At 68.5% G+C, this 20656-nt stretch carries 18 protein-coding genes; 14 read left to right on the top strand and 4 right to left on the bottom strand.

Annotated elements, in window-relative coordinates; genetic code table 11:
- Window positions 1-12 precede the first annotated feature (12 nt).
- The 6 genes from MOX01_RS00470 to MOX01_RS00445 all read left to right on the top strand — a co-directional run bounded on the left by MOX01_RS00470 (window position 13) and on the right by MOX01_RS00445 (window position 7203).
- Entirely contained in the window at window positions 13-1755 is a 1743-nt protein-coding gene (locus MOX01_RS00470) for a DUF7927 domain-containing protein (protein WP_141368049.1), read from the top strand.
- A gap of 88 nt (window positions 1756-1843) precedes the next feature.
- Window positions 1844-2485, top strand: a complete 642-nt coding sequence (locus MOX01_RS00465) for an exosortase/archaeosortase family protein (RefSeq protein WP_141368048.1) — start codon at window positions 1844-1846, stop codon at window positions 2483-2485.
- A 22-nt stretch (window positions 2486-2507) separates the two neighbouring features.
- Window positions 2508-3866 carry an XrtP-associated glycosyltransferase gene (locus MOX01_RS00460; protein WP_141368047.1) on the top strand — a complete coding sequence of 453 codons (1359 nt, stop codon included), beginning with the start codon at window positions 2508-2510 and terminating at the stop codon, window positions 3864-3866.
- 73 nt (window positions 3867-3939) lie between these two features.
- The gene (locus MOX01_RS00455; protein WP_061016051.1) at window positions 3940-4470 is read left to right on the top strand and encodes a hypothetical protein; all 531 of its coding nucleotides are present in this window, start codon (window positions 3940-3942) and stop codon (window positions 4468-4470) included.
- Window positions 4471-4555: 85 nt separating this feature from the next.
- Window positions 4556-4891: a hypothetical protein gene (locus tag MOX01_RS00450; RefSeq protein WP_141368046.1), complete on the top strand. Its 336-nt coding sequence runs from the start codon at window positions 4556-4558 to the stop codon at window positions 4889-4891.
- A 134-nt stretch (window positions 4892-5025) separates the two neighbouring features.
- Window positions 5026-7203 carry a S8 family peptidase gene (locus MOX01_RS00445; RefSeq protein WP_141368045.1) on the top strand — a complete coding sequence of 726 codons (2178 nt, stop codon included), beginning with the start codon at window positions 5026-5028 and terminating at the stop codon, window positions 7201-7203.
- A gap of 297 nt (window positions 7204-7500) precedes the next feature.
- Here the strand turns inward: MOX01_RS00445 and MOX01_RS00440 are convergent, their stop codons facing one another.
- The 4 genes from MOX01_RS00440 to MOX01_RS00425 all read right to left on the bottom strand — a co-directional run bounded on the left by MOX01_RS00440 (window position 7501) and on the right by MOX01_RS00425 (window position 12178).
- Entirely contained in the window at window positions 7501-8505 is a 1005-nt protein-coding gene (locus MOX01_RS00440; protein ID WP_045263009.1) for a magnesium and cobalt transport protein CorA, read from the bottom strand.
- Between the two features lie 444 nt (window positions 8506-8949).
- Window positions 8950-9975 carry a Gfo/Idh/MocA family protein gene (locus MOX01_RS00435; RefSeq protein ID WP_141368044.1) on the bottom strand — a complete coding sequence of 342 codons (1026 nt, stop codon included), beginning with the start codon at window positions 9973-9975 and terminating at the stop codon, window positions 8950-8952.
- Window positions 9972-10997 carry a Gfo/Idh/MocA family protein gene (locus MOX01_RS00430; RefSeq protein WP_141368043.1) on the bottom strand — a complete coding sequence of 342 codons (1026 nt, stop codon included), beginning with the start codon at window positions 10995-10997 and terminating at the stop codon, window positions 9972-9974. Before MOX01_RS00430 ends, MOX01_RS00435 begins: the two co-directional genes overlap by 4 nt.
- A complete protein-coding gene (locus tag MOX01_RS00425; RefSeq protein ID WP_141368042.1) occupies window positions 10994-12178 on the bottom strand; it encodes an ROK family transcriptional regulator in 1185 nt (394 codons plus the stop codon). Before MOX01_RS00425 ends, MOX01_RS00430 begins: the two co-directional genes overlap by 4 nt.
- Before the next feature lie 201 nt (window positions 12179-12379).
- Here MOX01_RS00425 and MOX01_RS00420 point away from each other — a divergent pair, with 201 nt between their 5' ends.
- The 8 genes from MOX01_RS00420 (at window position 12380) to MOX01_RS00385 (ending at window position 20560) form a co-directional block, all read left to right on the top strand.
- Complete coding sequence (locus MOX01_RS00420; RefSeq protein WP_113680801.1) at window positions 12380-13621, top strand: ABC transporter substrate-binding protein; 1242 nt, start codon at window positions 12380-12382, stop codon at window positions 13619-13621.
- Window positions 13622-13712: 91 nt separating this feature from the next.
- Window positions 13713-14618: a carbohydrate ABC transporter permease gene (locus tag MOX01_RS00415; protein WP_046748129.1), complete on the top strand. Its 906-nt coding sequence runs from the start codon at window positions 13713-13715 to the stop codon at window positions 14616-14618.
- The gene (locus tag MOX01_RS00410; RefSeq protein ID WP_058631077.1) at window positions 14615-15532 is read left to right on the top strand and encodes a carbohydrate ABC transporter permease; all 918 of its coding nucleotides are present in this window, start codon (window positions 14615-14617) and stop codon (window positions 15530-15532) included. The genes MOX01_RS00415 and MOX01_RS00410 overlap by 4 nt, the downstream gene beginning before the upstream one ends.
- Window positions 15533-15551: 19 nt before the next feature.
- Complete coding sequence (locus tag MOX01_RS00405) at window positions 15552-16586, top strand: NAD-dependent epimerase/dehydratase family protein (protein ID WP_127011534.1); 1035 nt, start codon at window positions 15552-15554, stop codon at window positions 16584-16586.
- Entirely contained in the window at window positions 16586-17671 is a 1086-nt protein-coding gene (locus tag MOX01_RS00400) for a dihydrodipicolinate synthase family protein (RefSeq protein ID WP_046748132.1), read from the top strand. Before MOX01_RS00405 ends, MOX01_RS00400 begins: the two co-directional genes overlap by 1 nt.
- The gene (locus MOX01_RS00395) at window positions 17668-18681 is read left to right on the top strand and encodes a hydroxyacid dehydrogenase (protein WP_141368041.1); all 1014 of its coding nucleotides are present in this window, start codon (window positions 17668-17670) and stop codon (window positions 18679-18681) included. The genes MOX01_RS00400 and MOX01_RS00395 overlap by 4 nt, the downstream gene beginning before the upstream one ends.
- Entirely contained in the window at window positions 18678-19634 is a 957-nt protein-coding gene (locus tag MOX01_RS00390; RefSeq protein WP_141368040.1) for a Gfo/Idh/MocA family oxidoreductase, read from the top strand. The genes MOX01_RS00395 and MOX01_RS00390 overlap by 4 nt, the downstream gene beginning before the upstream one ends.
- Window positions 19631-20560 (top strand): GNAT family N-acetyltransferase, encoded by a 930-nt coding sequence (locus tag MOX01_RS00385; RefSeq protein WP_141368039.1) that lies wholly within the window; start codon window positions 19631-19633, stop codon window positions 20558-20560. The genes MOX01_RS00390 and MOX01_RS00385 overlap by 4 nt, the downstream gene beginning before the upstream one ends.
- Window positions 20561-20656 lie beyond the last annotated feature (96 nt).

Below are 20656 nucleotides of genomic sequence, written 5' to 3'. Positions count from 1 at the left end.
GAAGAAACCACAGTGAAAAAGAAATCCATCCTCCGGGGTGCGCTGGCCGGGGGGTTGCTCGCCGCTTTGGCGGTGGGCGCCCTCGCGGCGGCCCCGGCTGCCACGGCCGCAGACGTCAACGGCTGGACCGGTTCGGGCGACACCCGCACCGCATCCGCGGCCGGCGCCACTGCCAAGATCACCACCACCGACAAGATCCAGGTGAAGAGCTCCGGTGATGTCGTCAACCTCGCCACCGTCCGCGACGGCGGTGAGCTGGGGCTGAACGTGATCGGTTTCCACGAGGACTTTCCCTGCAAGAACGGCATCGAGTGCGTCCGCGGCAACGTCGTGGTCGACTTCGGTCAGCAGGTGACGAACCCGAAGATCAAGCTCGACAAGCTCGGTGGCGACGTCTACGCCCTCGGCGGTGTCGTGAACAGCTCCGCCAAGTACACGCTGACGACCTCCGGCGTGACACTGAGCTCGACGTCCGGAGACCTCGACGTCACCTCGAACACCATCACGTCCACCAACTTCGCGTCGAAGAGCGGAACCGTGCGGGTCAATGGCACGGTCTCCAGGGTCGTGTTCCAGGTCACGATGCGGTCGAAGGGTGCCTTCCTCGGCCTGATCCCCACGTGGACCAAGGTGCCGAGCGACCTGCACAGCATCGACATCGATGTGGACAAGCCCACCAAGCCCGTGCTGACCGTCGACAAGAACGACCACCGCGACGCGGCTGTCATCGGCGACCAGCTCTCCTACGACATCGTCGTCAAGAACTCCGGCGATGCGGCGGCGACGAACGTCGCCATCAGCGACGATCTGCCCGCCGGTCTGACCGGTATCACCGCGTCCTACACGGCGGGTACCTCGGGTCAGGTCACGGTCTCCGGACAGCAGGTGCGCGGCACGATCCCGTCGCTCGCTCCCGGAGCCTCGTCGACTCTGACGGTGAAGGCGACGGTCGGGACGTCGACTCCGCTCGGCAACCTGCGCAACAACGCCTGTGCCGTCGCGACCTCGTCCAACCAGGCGTGCGACTGGGACGACACGACCATCGACAAGCAGACCAAGCCCGTCTTGACGATCACCAAGGACGACCAGCAGGGTGACGTCAAGCTGGGTCAGAACCTGACGTACGACATCGTGGTGCGGAACACCGGTGACGGTGCTGCCAAGAGCGTCGTGGTCAGCGATCCGCTCCCGGCCGGTCTCGACTTCGTGTCGGGCAGCGGTCCTGCCGGCATCACGGTCACGGCTTCCGGGCGCAACGTGACCGCCGACCTCGGCGACCTCGCCGCAGGGCAGTCGGTCACGCTCAAGGTGAACGCCAAGGTCAACCAGTCGGCAGCGCCGGGTGCATTGTCCAACCAGGCGTGCGCCGTCGCGTCGAACGCAGCGAACGTCTGCGCAACCGACACCGACACCGTCAAGCGCGAGTTCTTCCAGTACACGTTCAACTCGAACCCGACCGACCCGCAGCCGGGTCAGGCGGTCACGTACCGGATGGAGTTCGGCAACAACGGCAACGTCGACTCGGCGAATGCGGAGATCGAGTACGCCCTCGCCGGCGTGCTGGATGATTCCACCTGGAACCCGTCCAGCGTCACGGCCAACAGCGGCACCGTCGTGGTCAGTGGCAACACCATCGACTGGAAGGGTCCGCTGGCGTCCGGCCAGACCGTCGTGATCACCTTCACCGGTGTCTGGAACGGCAACGGAGACGGCGTCGCCTTCCCCGGTGTCACCTATTACGGGAGCGCCCGCTAAGGCGCGCCCCGGCGAACAGGAGAGGGCCGTCCTTCCAGGGCGGTCCTCTCCTCGCCCCGTTTTGCACCACCCGCAGTGAGAGGTAGTCATGGCCAGCAGCACGATCGTCGAAGACCCGCGAAGAGAACTCCGACCTCCTGTGCGGTTCGCGCTCGGGGGGCCGAAGGGGGACCGCGCCGCTCGAATCCTCGCGGCGTTGCTGTTGATCCTCGCGGTGCTGGCCCTCGTCTGGGTCAACGAGGCGTTCCGCTCTTTCGAAGCCGCTGCTGCGACCTGGGCTCTCTCCCCCTTCGTCGAGGGTCAGCGTCTTCCCATCGTCGAGCACTACTTCGTGCGGACGCCCGAGCATGAGCTCATCGCCCTTCGCGTCACCGTCGAGTGCACCACGCTGCTGATCGGCGTTCCCCTGACGGTCGTCGGCGCGGTCATCCTCGCCAGCACGCGAGTGCCATGGAGTCGCAGTGTGCTCGGGATCCTGGCGATGTGGGCCATCATCTTCGTCGTCAACCTCCTCCGGCTCGTGATCATCGGATGGTCGACGCAGACCTGGGGTCTCGACCCCGGTTATGAGATCAGCCATGTCTTCGTCGGTTCCGTCGTCGGCATCATCGGCTATGCGCTCGGGCTCGCCGCCCTGTTGCTCATCGTCGGCGTGCGGCCGCGTCGCCGTCGCCGCGTCGTGCCGGAAGAGACCGAGGGGCCTCGCTACCACCGAAACGGCGCGCTCTGACGCGAACCTGAAAGGCCGTTCCATGCTCTCCATACTCAACGCCTTCACGATTCTTCTCGGCGTCGCCTTCGTCACCTACGTCGTCTTCATCCTCGTTCCGTACCTCCGGTACCCGAAGGCGGTCCCGGGGGACCCCGCCGACTTCGAATGGCACTTCTTCATCCCGTGCCGCGACGAGGAGGCGGTCATCGACACCACCATCTCGCGCGCCCGTCGGGACTTCCCCGGTGCGCACACCTGGGTGATCGACGACGACAGCGAAGACGCCACCTCGGCGATCGTCTCGCGGTGGGCCGCAGAGGACTCGCACGTGCACCTGGTGCAGCGCCGCCGTCCGCAAGCCCGCACCGGCAAAGGCGACGCCCTCAATGCGGCCTACCACCAGCTGCTGAGCTGGCTGCCCGAAGACGCCGACCATGAACGGATCGTCGTCGTCGTGATCGATGCCGACGGCGAGATGGAGCCCAACGCCCTGGAGATCTGCTCGGCGGAGGACACCTTCGGCGATCCCGCGGTCGGTGCGGCGCAGATCGCGGTGTGGATGAAGAACCGCGACGACACGAAGCCCTACCCGAACAGGGGCCGGTTCGCGAACACCTTCGCCCGTTTCCTGCTGCGCATGCAGGACCTCGAATTCCGCACGACCATCGCAGCGATGCAGTCGCTGCGCGCGAAGACGGGAACCGTGGGGCTCGGTGGGAACGGACAGTTCACGCGGCTGTCGGTTCTCGACGCGATCGGCGAGAAGTTCGGCGAACCATGGCACGGAGCTCTCCTGGAGGATTACGAGTTGGGCGTGCACGTCGTGCTCGCCGGTTTCCAGGTCAAGCACGTCTACGACACCCATGTGAACCAGGAGGCGCTCCCGTCCATCCGCCGCCTCCTCACACAGCGCACGCGCTGGGCGCAGGGCAACATCCAGTGCGTGAAGTACATCGGCGAAGTGGTGAAGTCTCCTCATGTCGACAGCGCGGGTGTGATCGAGACCAGCTACTACCTCGTCCTCCCGTTCCTGCAGATGCTCGGCGCGCTGTCGTTCACGATCCTGGTGGGTGCGCAGGTGTCGCTGTTGATCCAGGATCCCGCTCAGGTGCAGCTCGCGCTCGGCAGCGTCCTGGGCCTCGTCGGACTTCTCTCGGTGTTCTCGATCGCCCCCTTTGCTGTCTGGGGCTTCGTCTACAAGGTGCGCTGCGAGCCGCAGGCCAGCTGGTTCACGGCCCTGATGTGGGGGCTGGGTGTCTGGCTCTACGTCTATTACATGTACATCTGCATCGCGCGGGCCTTCCTGCGCATCATGCGCCGGAAGAACGGCTGGGCGAAGACGCGACGTAATGCGGAAGCGCACGTCGTCGTCGGGGGCTCGGTCGCCGTCGAGGTGTGATGCGGGGGACGCCCGTTCCGGCGAACTCACGGCTCGCAGCCCCCGCACGAGCGAGATGCGAAAGACTGGAGGCATGACTTCGCCTGCACTCGACACCCTCCTGGCCCGCATCGTCGAGAGCGGACTGCTCGAGGATCCGATCGCCGAGAACGGGCTGGTGTACGGGCGCGCGATCATCGACGCCGCCGGTACGACCGTCAACGTGAACGTCGATCCGGAGCTGGAGGACGTCCAGAGCGATGACGTGGATCATGAGGCGCTGGTCGCGGCAGTCGCCCGCACCCTCTCGGTCGGGGAGTCTCGGTGGCGCTCGGTGATCGACGAGATCGTCGCCGACATCGAGGATGCCGTCGACGACGAGCCCGTCGCGGAACAGATCGACCTGCGCGATGATCTCGAGGCCACCTCGGTCGTCGTGTTCGCCGACGCGGTGCTTCTCGCCTTCCTCGCGCCGAAGCAGTTCCCCGAGTCGCGCATCCTCGTGCAACTCGACGAGGACTTCGAGGTCGACGGCGTCGAGGTGCGCGACCTCGACGGCTCGGAGACGATCGACTTCGACACCCTCGACGACCTGCTCGACGAGATCAGCCGCTCCGACAGCTGATCTGCTGAGTGCCGACCTCCTGCTGATGACCGCGGATCCTCGTTCTGCTGCGTCTTCTCCGTATCGTGTCGGGGGAGCAGCACGCGTGGTGCTGTCCGTGCTGGGCGCGATCGTTGCGGGGTTCGCCGTCGCCTGGTGGGTGACCACGGTCCAGCGGATCCCCGTGAGGTCCGACGCCGACCTCACATCCGTCCCCTTCGGCTTCCCTCTTCCGTGGGTCTCGCAGGACCATTCGTCCAACCCTTTCGCCTCCTATCCGGCAGAGGTGGTTCTGCGCCTGACCGGTCGAACGGGCATCGCCTACCCGACCGACTACGAGTGGTTGCCGTTCATCGCCGATGGTGTGATCTGGGGTGCGGCGTTCTGGCTGGTGGGCATGGTCGCTCTACCCGCATTGATCGGGATGTTCCGCCGGGAGTAGGACTCACCGCCCGCAGGTGGAACGCGCCGATCGCCACCGGATCGCGTAATCGTGCCTCGACCTTTCACTCCTGTACGCAGGAGAGTCCTCGACTCGGCGGTGCTCCGTCGAGCGTTGCGGAAAGGCAGACCTGAATGACCAGCCGCATGATCGTCCGCAGAAGCTGTGCAGTCCTCGCCGTCGGCGCGGCGCTCGCGATGAGCGTCCCGCTGACGGCCACCGTGCCCGTCGCCGCAGCAGCGGAGCAGTCCGCACTGAATTGGGTGGTGAACACGAGACCAGAAGCGCCGAGCGCGGATGTGCTGCGGTCGGCCATCGAAGGAGCCGGCGGGGAGCTGTTGATCACCTATCCCGAGATCGGGGTGACGGTCGCCCGCGCACCCGACGGCGACTTCCCCACTCAGCTCGAGAGTCTCGCCTGGGTCCAGTCCGTTGGCCCGACCCGAACATCGACCGATCCGGACACGCCGACCGCACCCGGGCCACCGATCGCCGGCGACACGACGGAGCCGACGACGATGCCGGCCGAGGGCACCGCGTGGAACACCGTCGCCATCGGGGCGACGTCACCGTCGGGGAAGGGAGTGGTGGTAGGCATCGCCGACAGCGGCACCGATACCGGACATCCGGACCTCGCCGGCCAGATCGACCCGGCGTTGTCCGTCGGCTGCACCGTCAACGGCGTACCGGACACGAGACCCGAGGCGTGGCAGCCGGGAACCGACGGCGCGAGCGCGCACGGCACGCACGTGGCCGGCAGCGTGGCGGGAGCGGCGAACGGCACCGGCATAGTCGGCGTCGCCCCTGACGCGCGCGTCGCCTCGATCAAGGTCGTCAACGACGACGGCCACATCTACCCGGAGGCCAGCATCTGCGCGACCATGTGGGCTGCTGACCACGACATCCCGATCGTGAACCACAGCTACTACGTCGACCCCTGGTACCTCTGGTGCGCTGATGTCGACTCACAGGGTGCGGCTCTCGAAGCGCTCCGTCGCGCGTACGCCTACTCCCACGACCAGGGCGTGCTGAACGTCGCCGCGGTCGGTAATGAGGGTCAGGACCTCGCCACCATGAGCACGGATGAGATGAGTCCGAACGACGGGACGCTCGAGCCTCGGCCGGTGAACTCCTCCTGTCTTCAGGCACCTGGCGCGCTGCCGGGTGTCATCGCCGTCGCTGCCGCGGATCAGGACGAGGCGACGGGCGCGATCGTGCGTGCGGGATTCTCGAACTACGGTGCGGGCAAGGTCACGGTGACCGCGCCCGGTGTCCTCTGGTCGGCTGTGCCACGCCAGGAGGACGGCACCGTCTACGCACTGTTTCCTGGGACCTCGATGGCGTCCCCGCACGTGGCCGGGGTCGCCGCCCGCATCGTCTCGGAGACTCCAGGTCTCACGCCGGACCAGTTGACCCAGCGCATCACGGACACGGCGGATCCGCTCGCTGGGCTCAGCGCGGACCGGGTCGGGGCAGGACTCGTCGACGCCGGAGCAAGCTCGATTCCGGCGGTCGGCGTCTACTCGAAGGTCGCCCTCACCGGGCAGCCGTTCCGCGTCAACGGCAGCGGATACCCGGCGAACATCACCGTCGACCTGAAGATCGGCGACGCTGTCGAGCAGGTGCGTACCGACGGTGCCGGTCGCTTCGCCACCGTCTTCGACGTTCCCGCGGACGCACCCCTGGGGGAGGCCACCCTCACGGGCGGAAGCGCATCCGCCCCGGTCATCATCCGCGAATCCCCAGCGGCTCCGACTGTGGTCACTCCCGTCGCCGGATCGACGGTCTACGCCAAGAGCACGAACATCACGGGCACGGGAGTCCCCGGCTCTCTGGTGCGTGTGCACGTCTTCGTCGGCGAGCTCACGCCGTTCGTCCGGTTCGTGCAGGTAGGCATGGACGGTCGGTGGTCGACCACTGCATCACTTCCGCAAGGGGACTATGAGCTGACCGCGCGCACGTTCGTCGGATCGGACATGTCGGCCGTGACAGCCCCAACGAAGTTCTCCGTCCATACAGCGTCGGCGATGTCGTACTCGGTGCAGATCGCCCCGCAGGTGGGCGCTGAGGACAGCCTGATCCTCCTGGACCTCACGAACGCAGGTGCGTCGAGAGGGGAGGCCGTGGTGGACATCGACCTCGCCGAGTACGACGGCTTCGAGGTCCCGGTGCCCCCGACAGGCGAGGTCGAGCGCACCGACAGGGGCCTGCGTTGGAAGCTCACGCTCGATTCGGCGCAGAAGGTTCAGCTGCAGATCCCGGTGAGTGCCGGCGCCGGTGACCTGTCGTTCCCGGTGATCGTCGTGAAGTAGCGCGTGCACGGGGAAAGACCAGTCCGCTATCCGCATATCCCTGTGCGATCGGCTTCGCCCCCTCCCCGTGGAGAGTGCGGCTGCGACGGGTCCGGGAAGATCCCCGCCGCAGCCGCGTGCTTGATTGCGGACCAGATGGTGAGCCGGGTGGCTTCACCGTCCGCCTGCGTGACGGATCCCCATCCTGTCGACGCGCCGAGCAAGCGTGGCACGAGCAAGACGACGAACGGGTGAAGTTCTTACGGTCGGTCGTCGGACCTCGCCCGCACCCGCCGCCAACGATGAGCGATGCCCGTGTCAGAGCCACTTCTTGTACTTGAACACCCCGAACAGGCCGACCGCGAAGGCGAGCATCGCGCCGATGGCCATCGGGTAGCCGAAGGCCCAGTGCAGCTCGGGCATCACGTCGAAGTTCATCCCGTACACGGTGCCGACCAGCGTCGGGGCGAAGATGATCGCCGCCCAGGAGGAGATCTTCTTGATCTCGTCGTTCTGCGCCAACCCGGCCTCGGTCTGACGCCGGGCGACCAGTGCGGAGTGCACGGTCAGCGCGTTCTCCAGGATCGCCCGGAACGAGTCGATCTTCTCGTTGACACGGATCGTGTGGTCGAGCACATCGCGTAGGGAGCGCTGCAGCTCCTCGTCGATGCGGTACTTCGCAGAGCCCCGACGCAGCCACTCCAGCATGCCGTTCAGCGGATGCACCGCCCGCTGGAAGTTGATCACCTCGCGGGACAGCTCGTAGATGCGGCGGGAGAGCGCGCTGTCGTCGTCGCCGTCGCCGAAGAGCTGGTCCTCGATCTCGTCGATGTCGTTCAGCAGCCCTGCCACGATCGGCTCGTACCCGTCGACGACCTCGTCGAGGATCGCGTAGAGCACGGCCTCCGGTCCCATCGCGAGCAGCTCGGGGTTCGCCTCCATGCGGGCGCGCACGGCGGCGAGGTTCGGGGATTCGGCGTGCCGGATCGTCACCACGAAATCGGGGCCCACGAACAGGTGCAGCTCGCCGAACTCGATCGACTCCTCCTTGTCGCGGTACCGGGCGGGGCGGAGGACGGCGAACAGGGTGTCGCCGTAGCGCTCCACCTTCGACCGCTGGTGGCCGGACAGGGCGTCCTCGACGGCCAGCGGATGCAGGTCGAACTCGCGAGCGACGGACGCCACTTCCTCCGGGCTGGGTCGGTACAGGCCGATCCACGCGATGCCTCCGGCGGCGTCCAGCATCCGGTAGGTCTCGTCCAGGTTCTTGGGGGTCTCCACGCGACGTCCGTGGACGTACACGCCGTTGTCGATGAGGGCCATGATCGGCTCCGTTCTCGCAGGCGCACGGCAGCGGAGAGCTCCGGGCGCGGTTCGTCAGGGGGCGGATGACGCCGCCGACGGCTGCGGGGAAGGACGTGCGAAAGCGGACCAGAGGGTCAACGCGCTAGCGCAGGGAGTCTCGACGCAGCGAAGGCGGCGTCGTAACTATCACCGGACATCGCCATCACCACCTTTCGGGACTCGTCGGGCCGAACGACCCAAGGGGTCAGCATACTCCTCGATGCTGAGCGCCGGCCCCGCTGGGGCTGCCTCGACCCGCCGGCTATCAGGATCCGCCTTCGTTCGGGTCGAAGGCGGATCCTGATCTGCCGACTCGCGGCGCCCCGACCGCAGTCGGGTGATCGGGCGTGCGGCCCGGTTCAGTCAACACCGTATAGCGACCTTTGTCCAGGGTCGATGGACGATGGTCGGAGCTTCGGTGGATCAGACGAGCGTGACGACCTCGCCGCCGCGAGCTGCCGAAGCCTGGGCGGCCTTGGCGATCTCGACGGTACGGATGCCCACGCCGGCGTCGGGCTGCGGCTGGCGTCCCTGGCGCACGGCGTGCACGAACTCGTCGAGCAGGAGCGCGTCGAGGTCGGCGCCCACAGGGTTCCATGTCTCGCCGTGCGCATCGTGCCCGGCGACGCCCTTGGCGAAGGGACTGACGGTCACGGTGCCGCGCTCGGCGATCACCTGCAGGGTGAGTCCACCCCAGGTGGCCGAGCTCATCGGCCAGCTCCAGGAGCAGTCGATCGTGGCGATGACCCCACTCGGGTACTGGATCGTCACCAGGCCGCCGGTCTCGACCTCGAGGTCGCGCTCCGCATGCAGGATCCCGTTCGACACGGCGCGGACGGACTGGGCACGCTCGCCGAGCAGCTCGTCGAGCAGGTCGGCGCAGTGCACGACATGGTCGACGAGTGCGCCGCCTCCCGCCAGCTCCGGATCCGTGAACCAGGCCCGGTCCTGCGGCAGCTTGCCGTTGTTGATCCCGGTGACGCCCAGCACCGTGCCGAGGCGTCCGCTGCGCAGCTCGGCGATCGCGTCGCGCACGCTCGGGGCGAACCGCACCGGATAGGCGACCATCAGGATCACGCCGGCACGCTCGCACGCCTCGCGCATCGCGATCGCATCCTCGACCGTCGTGGCCAGGGGCTTCTCGCACAGCACGTGCACCCCGGCGGCGGCCGCGCGCTCGACGAGGGCGCGGTGTCGGGAGTTCTCCGCGGCGATCACGACCGCATCGGGTTTCCAGGCGAAGGCCTCGTCGTAGGTCTCGACGTAGGCGACACCGAGCTCCGCCGCCAGTGTCGCTCCTCGGGGTGCGTCGTCGGGTGCCGTGGCACCGTCGGGGTCGGCGGCGATCAGCTCGACGCCGGGCATCGCGTTGAGCGCGTGGACGTAGCTCAGAGCGTGCGTGTGCGCGAACGAGAGGACGGCGATCCGCAGCGGGGTGGTGGCGGTCATCGAGTGGCCTCCTCGGCCGTGCGTGCAGATGATGTGAGAGTGGTGACGGTCAGAGCGACCGGGGCGCCGGAGGCGATCGAGGCGTACGCGCCCTCGGCGACGGCGACGGCCTCGATTCCGTCCGCCGGGCTGACCCTGGCGTCGCGCCCCTCGCGCAGGGCGGCCACGAAGTCGGCGATCTCGGCGAAGTACGGGCTCTCCTGCGGCGACATCGGCGGTAGGTAGTCGGTGTCGGCTTCGGGAAGCACGGCGTCGGTGCGCAGCGCGTTGTCCTCGGCGCTGTCGTAGCGCAGGCGACCCTCCGACCCCGCGACCTCGACGCTCGTGCGGAACGGCATACCCGGCGCGACCCAGCTGCCGTGGATGTGACTGATGACGCCGCTGCGGTGCGTGAGCACGACGTGTGCAGTGACCGGTGCGGGCACGCGGTCGTCGACGGTCGGCGGGTTCTGCACCGCGTAGACCGACTCGACGGGTCCGGCGAACCAGACCGCCTGGTCGATGTCGTGGATCATCAGGTCGCGGATGACACCGCCGCCCGCGCGCTCCGAGAAGAACCACGGGGTCTGCGGGGCGGAGCCTGCCCGACTGAACCGCTGCACGGCGAGCGTGCCGATCCGACCGGCGTCGATGCCCGCCTTGATCTGGGCGTACTCGCCCATGTACCGAACGACATGGGCGGGGAACAAGCGCACGCCCGCTTCCTCGGCGGCGCGGGCGACGGTCGCTGCGATCTCAGCCGTCTCCGCGAGCGGCTTCTCGCAGATCACGTCGAGCCCGCGGGCGATGGCGCGCAGAGCGAAGTCGGCATGCGTGCTGCTCGGGGTCACGATGTCGACGATGTCGACCAGGCCGATGAGGGTGTCGACATCGTCGACGAGCTCGAACCCGTACTCCGCGGCGATCTCCTCTGCTCCGACGAGCGAGGTGACGTAGCCTTCCACCCCGAGCGCCCGCCAGGCGTCGGCGTGCACGCGGGAGATCCCGCCCGCGCCGATGAGTCCGACCTTCAACGTGCTCACTTCTTCTCCTCGGTTGTCTCGTCGGTCGGGTCAGCGGCTACCGAAGGTGCGACCCGCAGGGGGGTGATCGGCGGAGCCGGCATGTCCTCGATGCCGTAGATCTCGGCGGCGAGCCGCTGGAACGCGTGCACGACCGCTCCGTGGGCGGCGGCTTCGGCGCCCAGGCGCGCTTCCGCGATCGGCACCTGGAACGGCAGGCCGAGGTGGCCGGGCAGTGCCGCGCGCAGGGGGTCGAGCAGCTGCTCATGGGCGGCCGAGAGTCCACCGCCGATCACGATCATGGCCGGGTCGACCGTCATGATCAGGGTCGCGATGCCATGGGCGAGCTCGCCGATGAATCCGTCGAGCTCCTGCTGTGCGGCCGCGTCACCGCCGCGCGCCTTCGCGAAGACCTCGGCAGCGGTCGGGGCGGTGCGCCACGTGATCTGGCCCGTCTCGGTGTTCAGTCCCCGGAAGGCGAGGCGGCCGATGTCGCCCGCAGCGTTGTGGATTCCGCGGCGCGGGCGTCCGCCGAGGATCAGTCCCATCGCGATGCGATTGCCGACCGACAGGTAGATGACGTCGTCGACGAGCTGCGCGACGCCGAGGTGATGCTCGGCGACGGCCGCGAGACGAACGCCGTTGTCCACCGCGACGGGGCAGCCGAACGCCTGGCGCAGCTGGGAGCCGATGTCGATGCCCGACCACTCGGGGATGACGACCGAGGTGGTGACGCGCCCCGTGTCGTCGACGATGCCGGGAAGCGAGACGCCGACCGCGCGGACCTTCGATCCCGGGATCGAGACCGCGGAGAGCGTACCCCGCACGTCCTCGATCACGGCAGCCAGCTTGGACGCGCCATCGGGCCGCTCGGCCACGCCGGGGAAGCTGCGCTGCGCGATCACGTGTCCGGCCAGGTCGGCCAGCACGACCCGCACGCTCGCGACGCCGATGTCGACGCCGACGACGGTTCCGGCGGCGGCGTGGAACGAGTAGCGGCGGGCCGGCCGACCCGCGCCGCCGGCGTTCTGCGCGGGGGCGTCGACGATCAGACCGGAGTCGGTCAGGGCAGTCACGGCATTCTCGACGGAGGTGCGCGAGATCTCGAGGGAACGAGACAGATCGTTGACGGTGGCGGGGCCGGAATCACGCAGCTGCAGTGCGGATCGAGCAACGATCGAAAGCGGACCTGTCACGGCCATGTGCTGCCCCCTCTTCTCCGGCTTCGTTGCGATCAACGTCGGGTGCGATCAAATTAGCACACCGAATTCTCAGATCAAGCTTTGTTGTTCTCGAACCGGAAACACCGCTGAAACACGGGCCTGAGAACTTGTACTTGACGAATTATCCCATTGCAGTGTCATAATGAACCGTACTCAGCACGGTATAAGCAAAGGAGCACCATGCGCGTCAGCAAGATCACCGGCGTCGTCGCGGGATTCGCGGCCGCCACCCTGTTGGCCGGATGTTCGGCCGGCGGAGGCAACACCGCAGAGGGTGAGCAGGACATCACGGTCTGGCTCTACCCGGTCATCGCCGACGAGGCGGTGCACAAGGACTTCTGGGACTCGACCATCGCCGACTTCGAGAAGCAGAACGAGAACGTCAACGTGAAGTACGAGATCTTCCCGTGGGCCAACCGCGACGAGGCGCTGCAGACGGCGATCGCCGCAGGCAAGGGGCCCGACGTCGTCTACCTGATCCCCGACCAGCTCGCGGCGTACCAGAAGTCGATCGCTCCGCTCAACGATCTGCTGAGCCAGGAGCGACAGGACGACCTGCTGCCGAACGTGAAGAAGTCGGTCACGCTCGACGGCGACATCCTCGGCGCGCCCATCCTCACCAGCGCCCAGCCCCTCATCTGCAACACCGCCGCCTTCGAGGCCGCCGGTGTCACGGAGTACCCCGAGACCTGGGACGACATCACCGCGATGGCGCCGAAGTTCACGGAGAAGGGCATGTACGCCCTGAACTACCCGGCATCGGCCGAGAACACCCTGAACCTCACGTACTACCCGCTGCTGTGGCAGGCCGGTGGCGAGGTCTACACCAAGGACGGCGACGTCGGCTTCGACAGCAAGGAGGGCGTGCAGGCGCTCACCTTCCTCACCGACCTGGCAGAGGCTGGTGCGCTCGACCCCGAGGCGCTCACCACGAACGTGCCGCTGGAGCAGACCGCGGTCGCTCAGGGCAAGGTCGCCTGCACCTGGAACAACGCGGTCAACGAGGTCGTGCCGTTCTGGGGCGAGGAGAACGTCAAGGTGCTGGCGCCGCTGACCGAGAAGGAGTCCGTGGCCTACGGCACAGTCGGCTCGCTCTCGGTGCTCAAGGGCTCCAAGGCGCAGGACGCGGCGGCAAAGTTCGTCGAGTACGCCACCGGTGCGGACGTCGTCGAGCCCTACCTCAAGGCAGCCGGCTACTTCTCGGCGCTCAGCACCACCGAGCCTCTGTACGCGGATGACCCGCTGCTCGGCGAGGTGGAGAAGTATGTCCCGGACACCACCGTGGGTGAGCTCAACGCCTCGTCCCGCGCGCTGATGGGTGTGCTCGCCCCCGAGATCCAGGCCGCCCTCCTCGGCGACAAGTCTCCCGAGGACGCACTGAAGGATGCCGCGACGGCTGCGGCTCCTCTGATCAAGAAGTAGTCGATCGAGAAAGTAGTCGACCGGGGGCATGCGGAACCCGAACTCCGCATGCCCCCGCACCCTGTCCCTCTCCCCACGTGAGGTAGCACTGATGACCACGGCAACCACGGCGAAGAAGCCCGCAGGGCGGGTGACGAGGCTGATCGCACGACGCGAGGCGCGGATCGCGTTCCTGTTCGTGCTCCCCGCCTTCCTCCTGTTCATCGCCTTCCGCTTCGGCCCCAGCATCGCCGGTGTGGCACTGAGCTTCTTCGACTACGACATCACCGGCGAGATCTCCTGGCGGGGTCTCGACCACTTCCAGCGCATGATCGCCGACCCGCTGTTCTGGCGGGCCATGGGTACGACACTGATCTATACGGTGTTCGCCGTGCCGATCGCGCTCGTGCTCTCGACCGTCATGGCCCTCGGCGTGCGTCGGGCCTTCCGGGGCGCGCGCTTCTTCCGCTCGATCTTCTTCCTCCCCGTCATCACCTCGCTCGTGCTCGCCGGGTCGATCTTCGTCTGGATCTTCTCCGCCAACGGGCCGTGGTCCGCGCTGATGACTCCGCTGGGGCTCGGCGGCTCCTGGCTCGGCAGCACCGTGCTCGTGATCCCCGCCATCGTCGTCGTCGGCGTCTGGTCGCGGTTCGGCTACGGGATGATGATCCTCATCGCCGCGCTGCAGGACGTGCCGCGCGAGCTCGAGGAAGCCGCTCTGATGGACGGCGCGAACGCCTGGCAGCGCTTCCGCTACGTGATCCTTCCGGTGCTGCGGCCGACCTTCTTCTTCCTCGCGGTGATCGAGACGACCGCCGCCTTCCAGGTGTTCGACGTCATCTACGTGATGACTCAGGGCGGGCCGGCGAACGCCAGCTACTCGCTCGTTTACATGCTCTACGACCAGGGCTTCCGCTACTTCGACTACGGCTACGCGGCCGCGATCGGCGTGGCCTTGTTCATCATGACCCTCGTCGTCGCGCTCATCCAGCGCCTGGTGATCGGAAAGCAGAAATGACCGCTCTGATGCAGCCGCCGACGCCGACCGAGACGTCCACGACCCCGAAGCCGGCCAAGACGTCGTCGAAGCAGCGCCGGGCGTATCGTGCGCTCCAGCCGACGGGGTGGGGGATCGTCGGACGATGGATCTGGCTGAGCCTGGCGGGGATCCTCAGCTTCTTCCCGTTCTACGCCATGGTCGTGCTGAGCCTGAAGCCCGGCATGGTGGTCGAGCTCCCCGGTTCGCTGCTGCCCTTCCAGGACATCTCGTTCGACGCCTACGAGCAGGTGCTCGCGGGGCAGAACATCCTCGGATGGCTCGGCAACACCCTCATCTACTCCCTTGTCTCGGTCGTCGCGGTGCTGTTCCTGTCGGCGCTCGCCGGCTACGCCTTCGCCAAGAAGCGGTTCCGCGGCAAGGAGGTGATGTTCTGGTCGTTCCTCGCCATGGTGATGGTGCCGTTCCACGTGACCCTCATCCCGACGTTCATCCTGATGGCGAACCTCGGCGGTGTCGACACCTACTGGGGCCTCATCCTGCCCTCGCTCGCCAACGCGCAGGCCGTGTTCCTGATGCGGCAGTTCATCTCGGGGCTCCCGGACGAGCTGTTCGAGGCCGCCCGCATCGACGGCGCCGGCGAGTTCCGCATCTTCCTGCGGATCGTGCTGCCGCTGTGCAAGCCGATCCTCGCGACGCTCGGCATCTTCGTCTTCCTGTGGCACTGGAACGACTTCCTGTGGCCGCTCATCATCGCGAAGTCCAACGCGATGTTCACACTCACCGTCGGCATCTCGTCGCTGCAGCAGCAGAACGTTCCGCTGAGCACCATGCTCGCCGGTTCGGTCGTGGCGCTGCTGCCCATCTTCCTCGCGTACCTCATCGCTCAGCGGTACGTGCAGGAGGGCGTGGCCGGTACGGGCATCAAGGGCTGAGAAGAAGGGAAAGCACCACATGACTCAGCACACTTTCTCATCCGAGGCGGAGCTCGAGGAGGCGCTCGCGACACCGAGTGCCGGCCTGATCGCCGACCTCGCGCGCGGGGCGGGCGACCTCGTGATCCTGGGGGCGGGCGGCAAGATGGGCCCGACTCTGGCCATGCTCGCTCGCCGCGGGATGGATGCCGCCGGACGGAAGGGCGACGCGGTCTACGCGGTCTCCCGCTTCGGCGATGCCGCGATCCGCGAGCGCCTGGAGACCGCGGGAGTGAAGGTCGTCTCGTTCGACCTGATCGAGAACGATGACTTCTCCTCCCTGCCGGACGCCCCCAACGTGGTGTTCATGGTCGGTGCGAAGTTCGGTGCAGCGACCAACGCCTCCTGGGCATGGGAGGTCAACGCCGCCCTGCCCGACCGCGTCGCCCGCCGCTATCGCGACAGCGCGATCTCGGTGCTCTCCACCGGCAACGTCTACCCGTTCCTGCCGGCGTCGTCCGGCGGAGCATCCGAAGAGGTGCAGCCCGCACCGATCGGCGAGTACGCACAGTCGTGCCTCGGCCGTGAGCGCGTGTTCGAGTTCGGAGCGCAGGAGCGCGGCACCAAGGTCGCGATCATCCGCCTGAACTACGCGGTCGACCTGCGTTACGGGGTGCTCGCCGACATCGGCAGTGCCGTGCACGCCGGGCAGCCGGTCTCGGTGGCCACCGCGAACGTCAACGTGATCTGGCAGGGCTACGCGAACGAGGTCGTGCTGCGCAGCCTCGTGCACGCGTCGACCGCGCCGTTCACGATCAACCTCACCGGCCCGGAGCTGCTGAGCGTCGAGTCGATCGCCCGCCGTTTCGGCACGCTGTTCGACCGCGAGGTCGAGATCGTGGACGACCCCCAGTCGACCGCGCTGCTCAGCGACGCGCGCCGGTGCATGGCCCTGTTCGGCTACCCGGCCGTGTCCGCCGAGACGCTGATCGGGATGCAGGCCGACTGGATCGAGAAGGGCCTGCCGATGATCGCCAAGCCGACCAAGTGGGCCGTGCGGGACGGGAAGTTCTGATGGCCGGTTCTGCCGAACGCACCGCGACCGTGCCGTCGCTGCGCCCCGAGGCCGCGGCGACCCTCGCCCGCGGTGCGGTGATCCCCGCGCACCCGCTGGCGCTCACGGCTGATCGCGCCCTCGACGAGCAGCGTCAGCGGGCGCTCTCGCGCTACTACCTCGATGCGGGAGCCGGTGGTCTCGCGGTCGGCGTGCACACGACGCAGTTCGAGATCCGCGACCCGGAGCACGCGCTCTTCGAGCCCGTGCTCGAGCTGGCCGCGGAGGAGATGGACGCCCGAGACGATGCGACCCTCGTCCGCATCGCCGGGGTGGCCGGCGACACCGCCCAGGCGGTGGCCGAGGCGGAGCTGGCGCGATCGCTCGGCTACGACGCCGTGCTGGTGAGCCCGCGCGTCGCCGGGGCCGACGAGCGCGCACTGCTCGAGCGCGCCCGCGCTGTCGGCGAGGTGCTGCCGCTGGTCGGCTTCTACCTGCAGACCGCGATCGGCGGCCCGGTGCTCGACCGCGACTTCTGGTGCGAGTTCGCCGCGATCCCCTCGGTGGTGGCGGTCAAGGCCGCCCCGTTCGATCGCTACCGCACGCTCGAGCTCGTGCGCGGGGTGGCTGCCTCCGGCCGTGCCGACGAGATCGCGCTCTACACCGGCAACGACGACGCCATCGTGGCGGATCTGCTCTCCGAGTTCCACGTGGACTCGCCCGACGGACCCCGCACCCTGCGGTTCGTCGGCGGGCTTCTGGGCCAGTGGGCGGTCGGCACGCGGGCGGCGGTCGCGCTGCTCGACCGTGCGCAGCGGGCCATGGCCGGCGACGCCGAGGCCTATCGCGAGCTCGGGCTCGTCGCCTCCGACATGGTCGACGTGAATCAGGCGGTGTTCGATCCGGGCAACGACTTCCACGGCGTGATCGCGGGCGTGCACGAGATGCTGCGTCAGCAGGGGCTGCTCGAGGGGATCTGGTGCCTCGACCCCGCCGAGGGGCTCTCGCCGGGGCAGGCCGAGGAGATCGCCCGCGTGCGTCGGGCATACCCGGCCCTGAACGACGACGCCTTCATCGCCGAGAACCTCGAGGACTGGCTGCGATGAACGCCGCGGCGAGCGCACCGGCCGTGGTCGCGGTCGTCTCGGAAGAACTCTTCGCGGAGTTCTTCTCGTCGGCGGATGCCGAGCGTCTGGGCGCGGTCGCCGCTCGTCTCGGTGGTTCTCTCGTGCGCGTCGATCGTCTCGCCGAGGCCGAACTCGACGATGCACGCATCGTGATCACGAGCTGGGGTGTCGGGCCCTTCGACGCCGCAGTGCTCTCGGCGCTGCCGAAGCTCGAACTGATCGCGCACACGGGGGCCACGATCAAGCCCTTCGCGACCGATGAGCTGTTCGACCGCGGTGTCGTGGTGACGCAGGCCGGCGCGGGGATGGCGCGACCGGTGGCCGAGGTGTCGCTCACCTTCACGCTCGCGCTGCTGCACCGCGTGCCCGAGATGCACAACGCCCTGCGCGCCGGCGACGGTTGGTACGACGCGGCGGCGGTCGGGGTGCAGCGCGAGATCCTCGGCACGCCCATCGCGGTCATCGGGGCTTCGCGTACCGGGCGGGCCTACCTCGAACTCATCCGCGCGCTCGGGGCCGAACCGCTGCTGGTCGACCCGACGCTCGCCGCTTCGGAGGCTGCTGCTCTCGGCGCAGAGCTCGTGCCGCTCGACGATGCCCTGCGCCGCGCGCAGATCGTCGCCGTGCACGCCCCGACGCTGCCGGAGACCCACCACATGATCGGTCGCCGCGAGCTGGCGTCGATGCGCGACGGCGCGGGGCTGGTCAACACCGCGCGCTCCTGGCTGGTCGACGAGACCGCGCTGCTCGACGAGCTCCGACGCGGGCGGCTCAGCGCGGCGATCGACGTGTTCGACGAGGAGCCGTTCGCCGCGGACAGCCCGTTCCGGACGCTGCCCGGGGTGCTGGTCACCCCGCATCGCGCGGCGGGCACGCACCAGGGGCGGCTGCGTCAGGGACGGATCGTCGTCGACGAGGTCGAGGCCTTCGCCGCGGGGCGTCCCCTCGCGCACACCATCACCCGCGACCAGCTGTCTTCGATGGCATGAGCGGCACGCCGCTGCGTGTGGCCTTCGCCGGACTCGCGCATTCGCACCCGTACACCGACGCCGCCAACGTGCGAGCGCTCGGGGCCGAGGTGGTCGGCGTGCACGATGCGGACACCGCTGCCGCAGGAGAGTTCGCGGCGCGGTTCGGTGGGGTGGTGGTGGTCTCGCTCGAGGAGCTGGCGGTGCTGCGACCGGACCTCGTCATCGCGACGCCGCGCCCGCATGAGGTCGCGCCTTTCCTGCAGTCTCTCGGCGGCGGGGTCGCTCCGGTGTTCGCGAACAAGGTGATCGCGGCGACGGAGGCTCAGCTCGCCGAGGTCGACCGTGCTCTCGCGGCATCGTCCGTCGCGGTGGGCACCAGCTCGGTGCTGCGCTTCGCCCCCGCGCTCTCCGCCCTTGCCGCGGAGGTCGCGCCCTTCCTGCAGACGCTCGACGACGTGCTCGCGCTCCGTGTGCACGCCCAGCACGACAACGCGGGCTTCCGGGTGCCCGCCCGCTCCTGGCAGGACGATCCGCAGCAGGGTGGGGGTACCGCGGTGACGGTCGGCGTGCATGCCTGGGAGATGGTCGACGTGCTGCTGCCGGGGGCGACCCTGGTGTCGGGATCCGGGTGGACGCGTGTTCGGCGGGGATCGAGCACGGTGTCGGAGGATGCGGCAGGCATCGACGGCCTGCTGCGGGTTCCCGGTGCGCAGCGTGACGTGCCGGTGCAGGTGCTCGTCACCGGGACTCCCGGGCCGGACGCCTACACGCTGGAGGTCGTGACCGCCGACGGGATCCGCGCGCTCGCGCTCGACGTCGACGACGCGAACACGGAGCTCGGGTTCCACGGCCTGATCCGGGCGCTGCTCGACGCGGCCGCACACGGTGCGACAGTCGCTCCCTGGACCGGCGCGCGGGCGGTCGTGGCGAACACGATCCACGCCGCCGACATCGCGAGAGGTCAGGCATGAGCGCCCAGAGGATCCGCGCCGCCTGCGCAGAGGACCAGCCCGCCCTGACGGCGCTGTGGGCGACCGTGTTCACACCGCCGCTGGCGCCCGACCAGTGGCTGATCGATGATGATCGGCTGGCGCACACCCTCGTGGCCGAGGACGATCGAGGGGTCTGCGGATCCATCTACGGTCTGCCCAAGCGGCTGCGGGAGGACGACGGCGGTGTGGCGCACGTGCACGCGATCGGCAGTGTCGCGGTCGCCGGGCGTGCCAGAGGGCAGGGGCTCGCGCGCCGTCTCGTGGCCGCGACGCTGGAGACCGCGGGCGATGCCGAGTGGGCGCTGCTCTTCACGGGTACCCCGGAGGTGTATCGCTCCAGCGGCTTCGAGACGTTCGCCATGGCACGGACCCTGACCGGTCCCTGGAGTGCCCCCATGCCCCGCAAGCACGAGGAAAGCGTCGAGGGGCGCGTCGAGCGCGAGACGGTCGGACTCGGGAGCCTCCGTTCGCTGCGTGACGTCTACGAGCGCTCGCGTGCCGGGCGGGTGGTCCTCGCGCCGGTGCGCAGCGACCGCGACGCGGCGATGGCGGAGGTGCGGATGCGGGGTGCGACGCTGTATCGCCGCGTCGAGGGTTCGACCGTGCTCGGCTACGTGATCGCCGAGCATCGAGGGGGCGTCGGCGTCCTGCTGGAGAGTGCTGTGCTTCCGGATTCCGAGCGTGTGCGCGGCGACCTGCTCTCCGCTGTTGCCGCGGACTGGGCGCTCGCCGGGGTGTCGTCGTGTGACCTCGCCGTCCCTGCGCTGCCCGAAGAGGAGTCCGCGCTCCGCGCCTTCGCACCGCAGGCCGTGCGGCAGGACGACCGCACCGGCATGATCCGTCCGCTGCGACGCACGGCCCGGCTGGACGGCATCCGTCACTTCACGGCGGGCGACTACTTCTGAGCGACCCGCTCGGAGACGGCACTGGGGGACTGGGGATCGATCGGATGATGCGGCCCGGCAATCAGCCGGACGCCTGACCGCGGTGATGACGCCGCA

Origin of the sequence: Microbacterium oxydans, from assembly GCF_006540085.1 — a bacterium.
Taxonomy (GTDB): Bacteria; Actinomycetota; Actinomycetes; order Actinomycetales; family Microbacteriaceae; genus Microbacterium; species Microbacterium oxydans.
The sequence above is the reverse complement of the archived record's forward strand: the minus strand, read 5'-3'. Positions and strand labels throughout refer to the sequence as shown.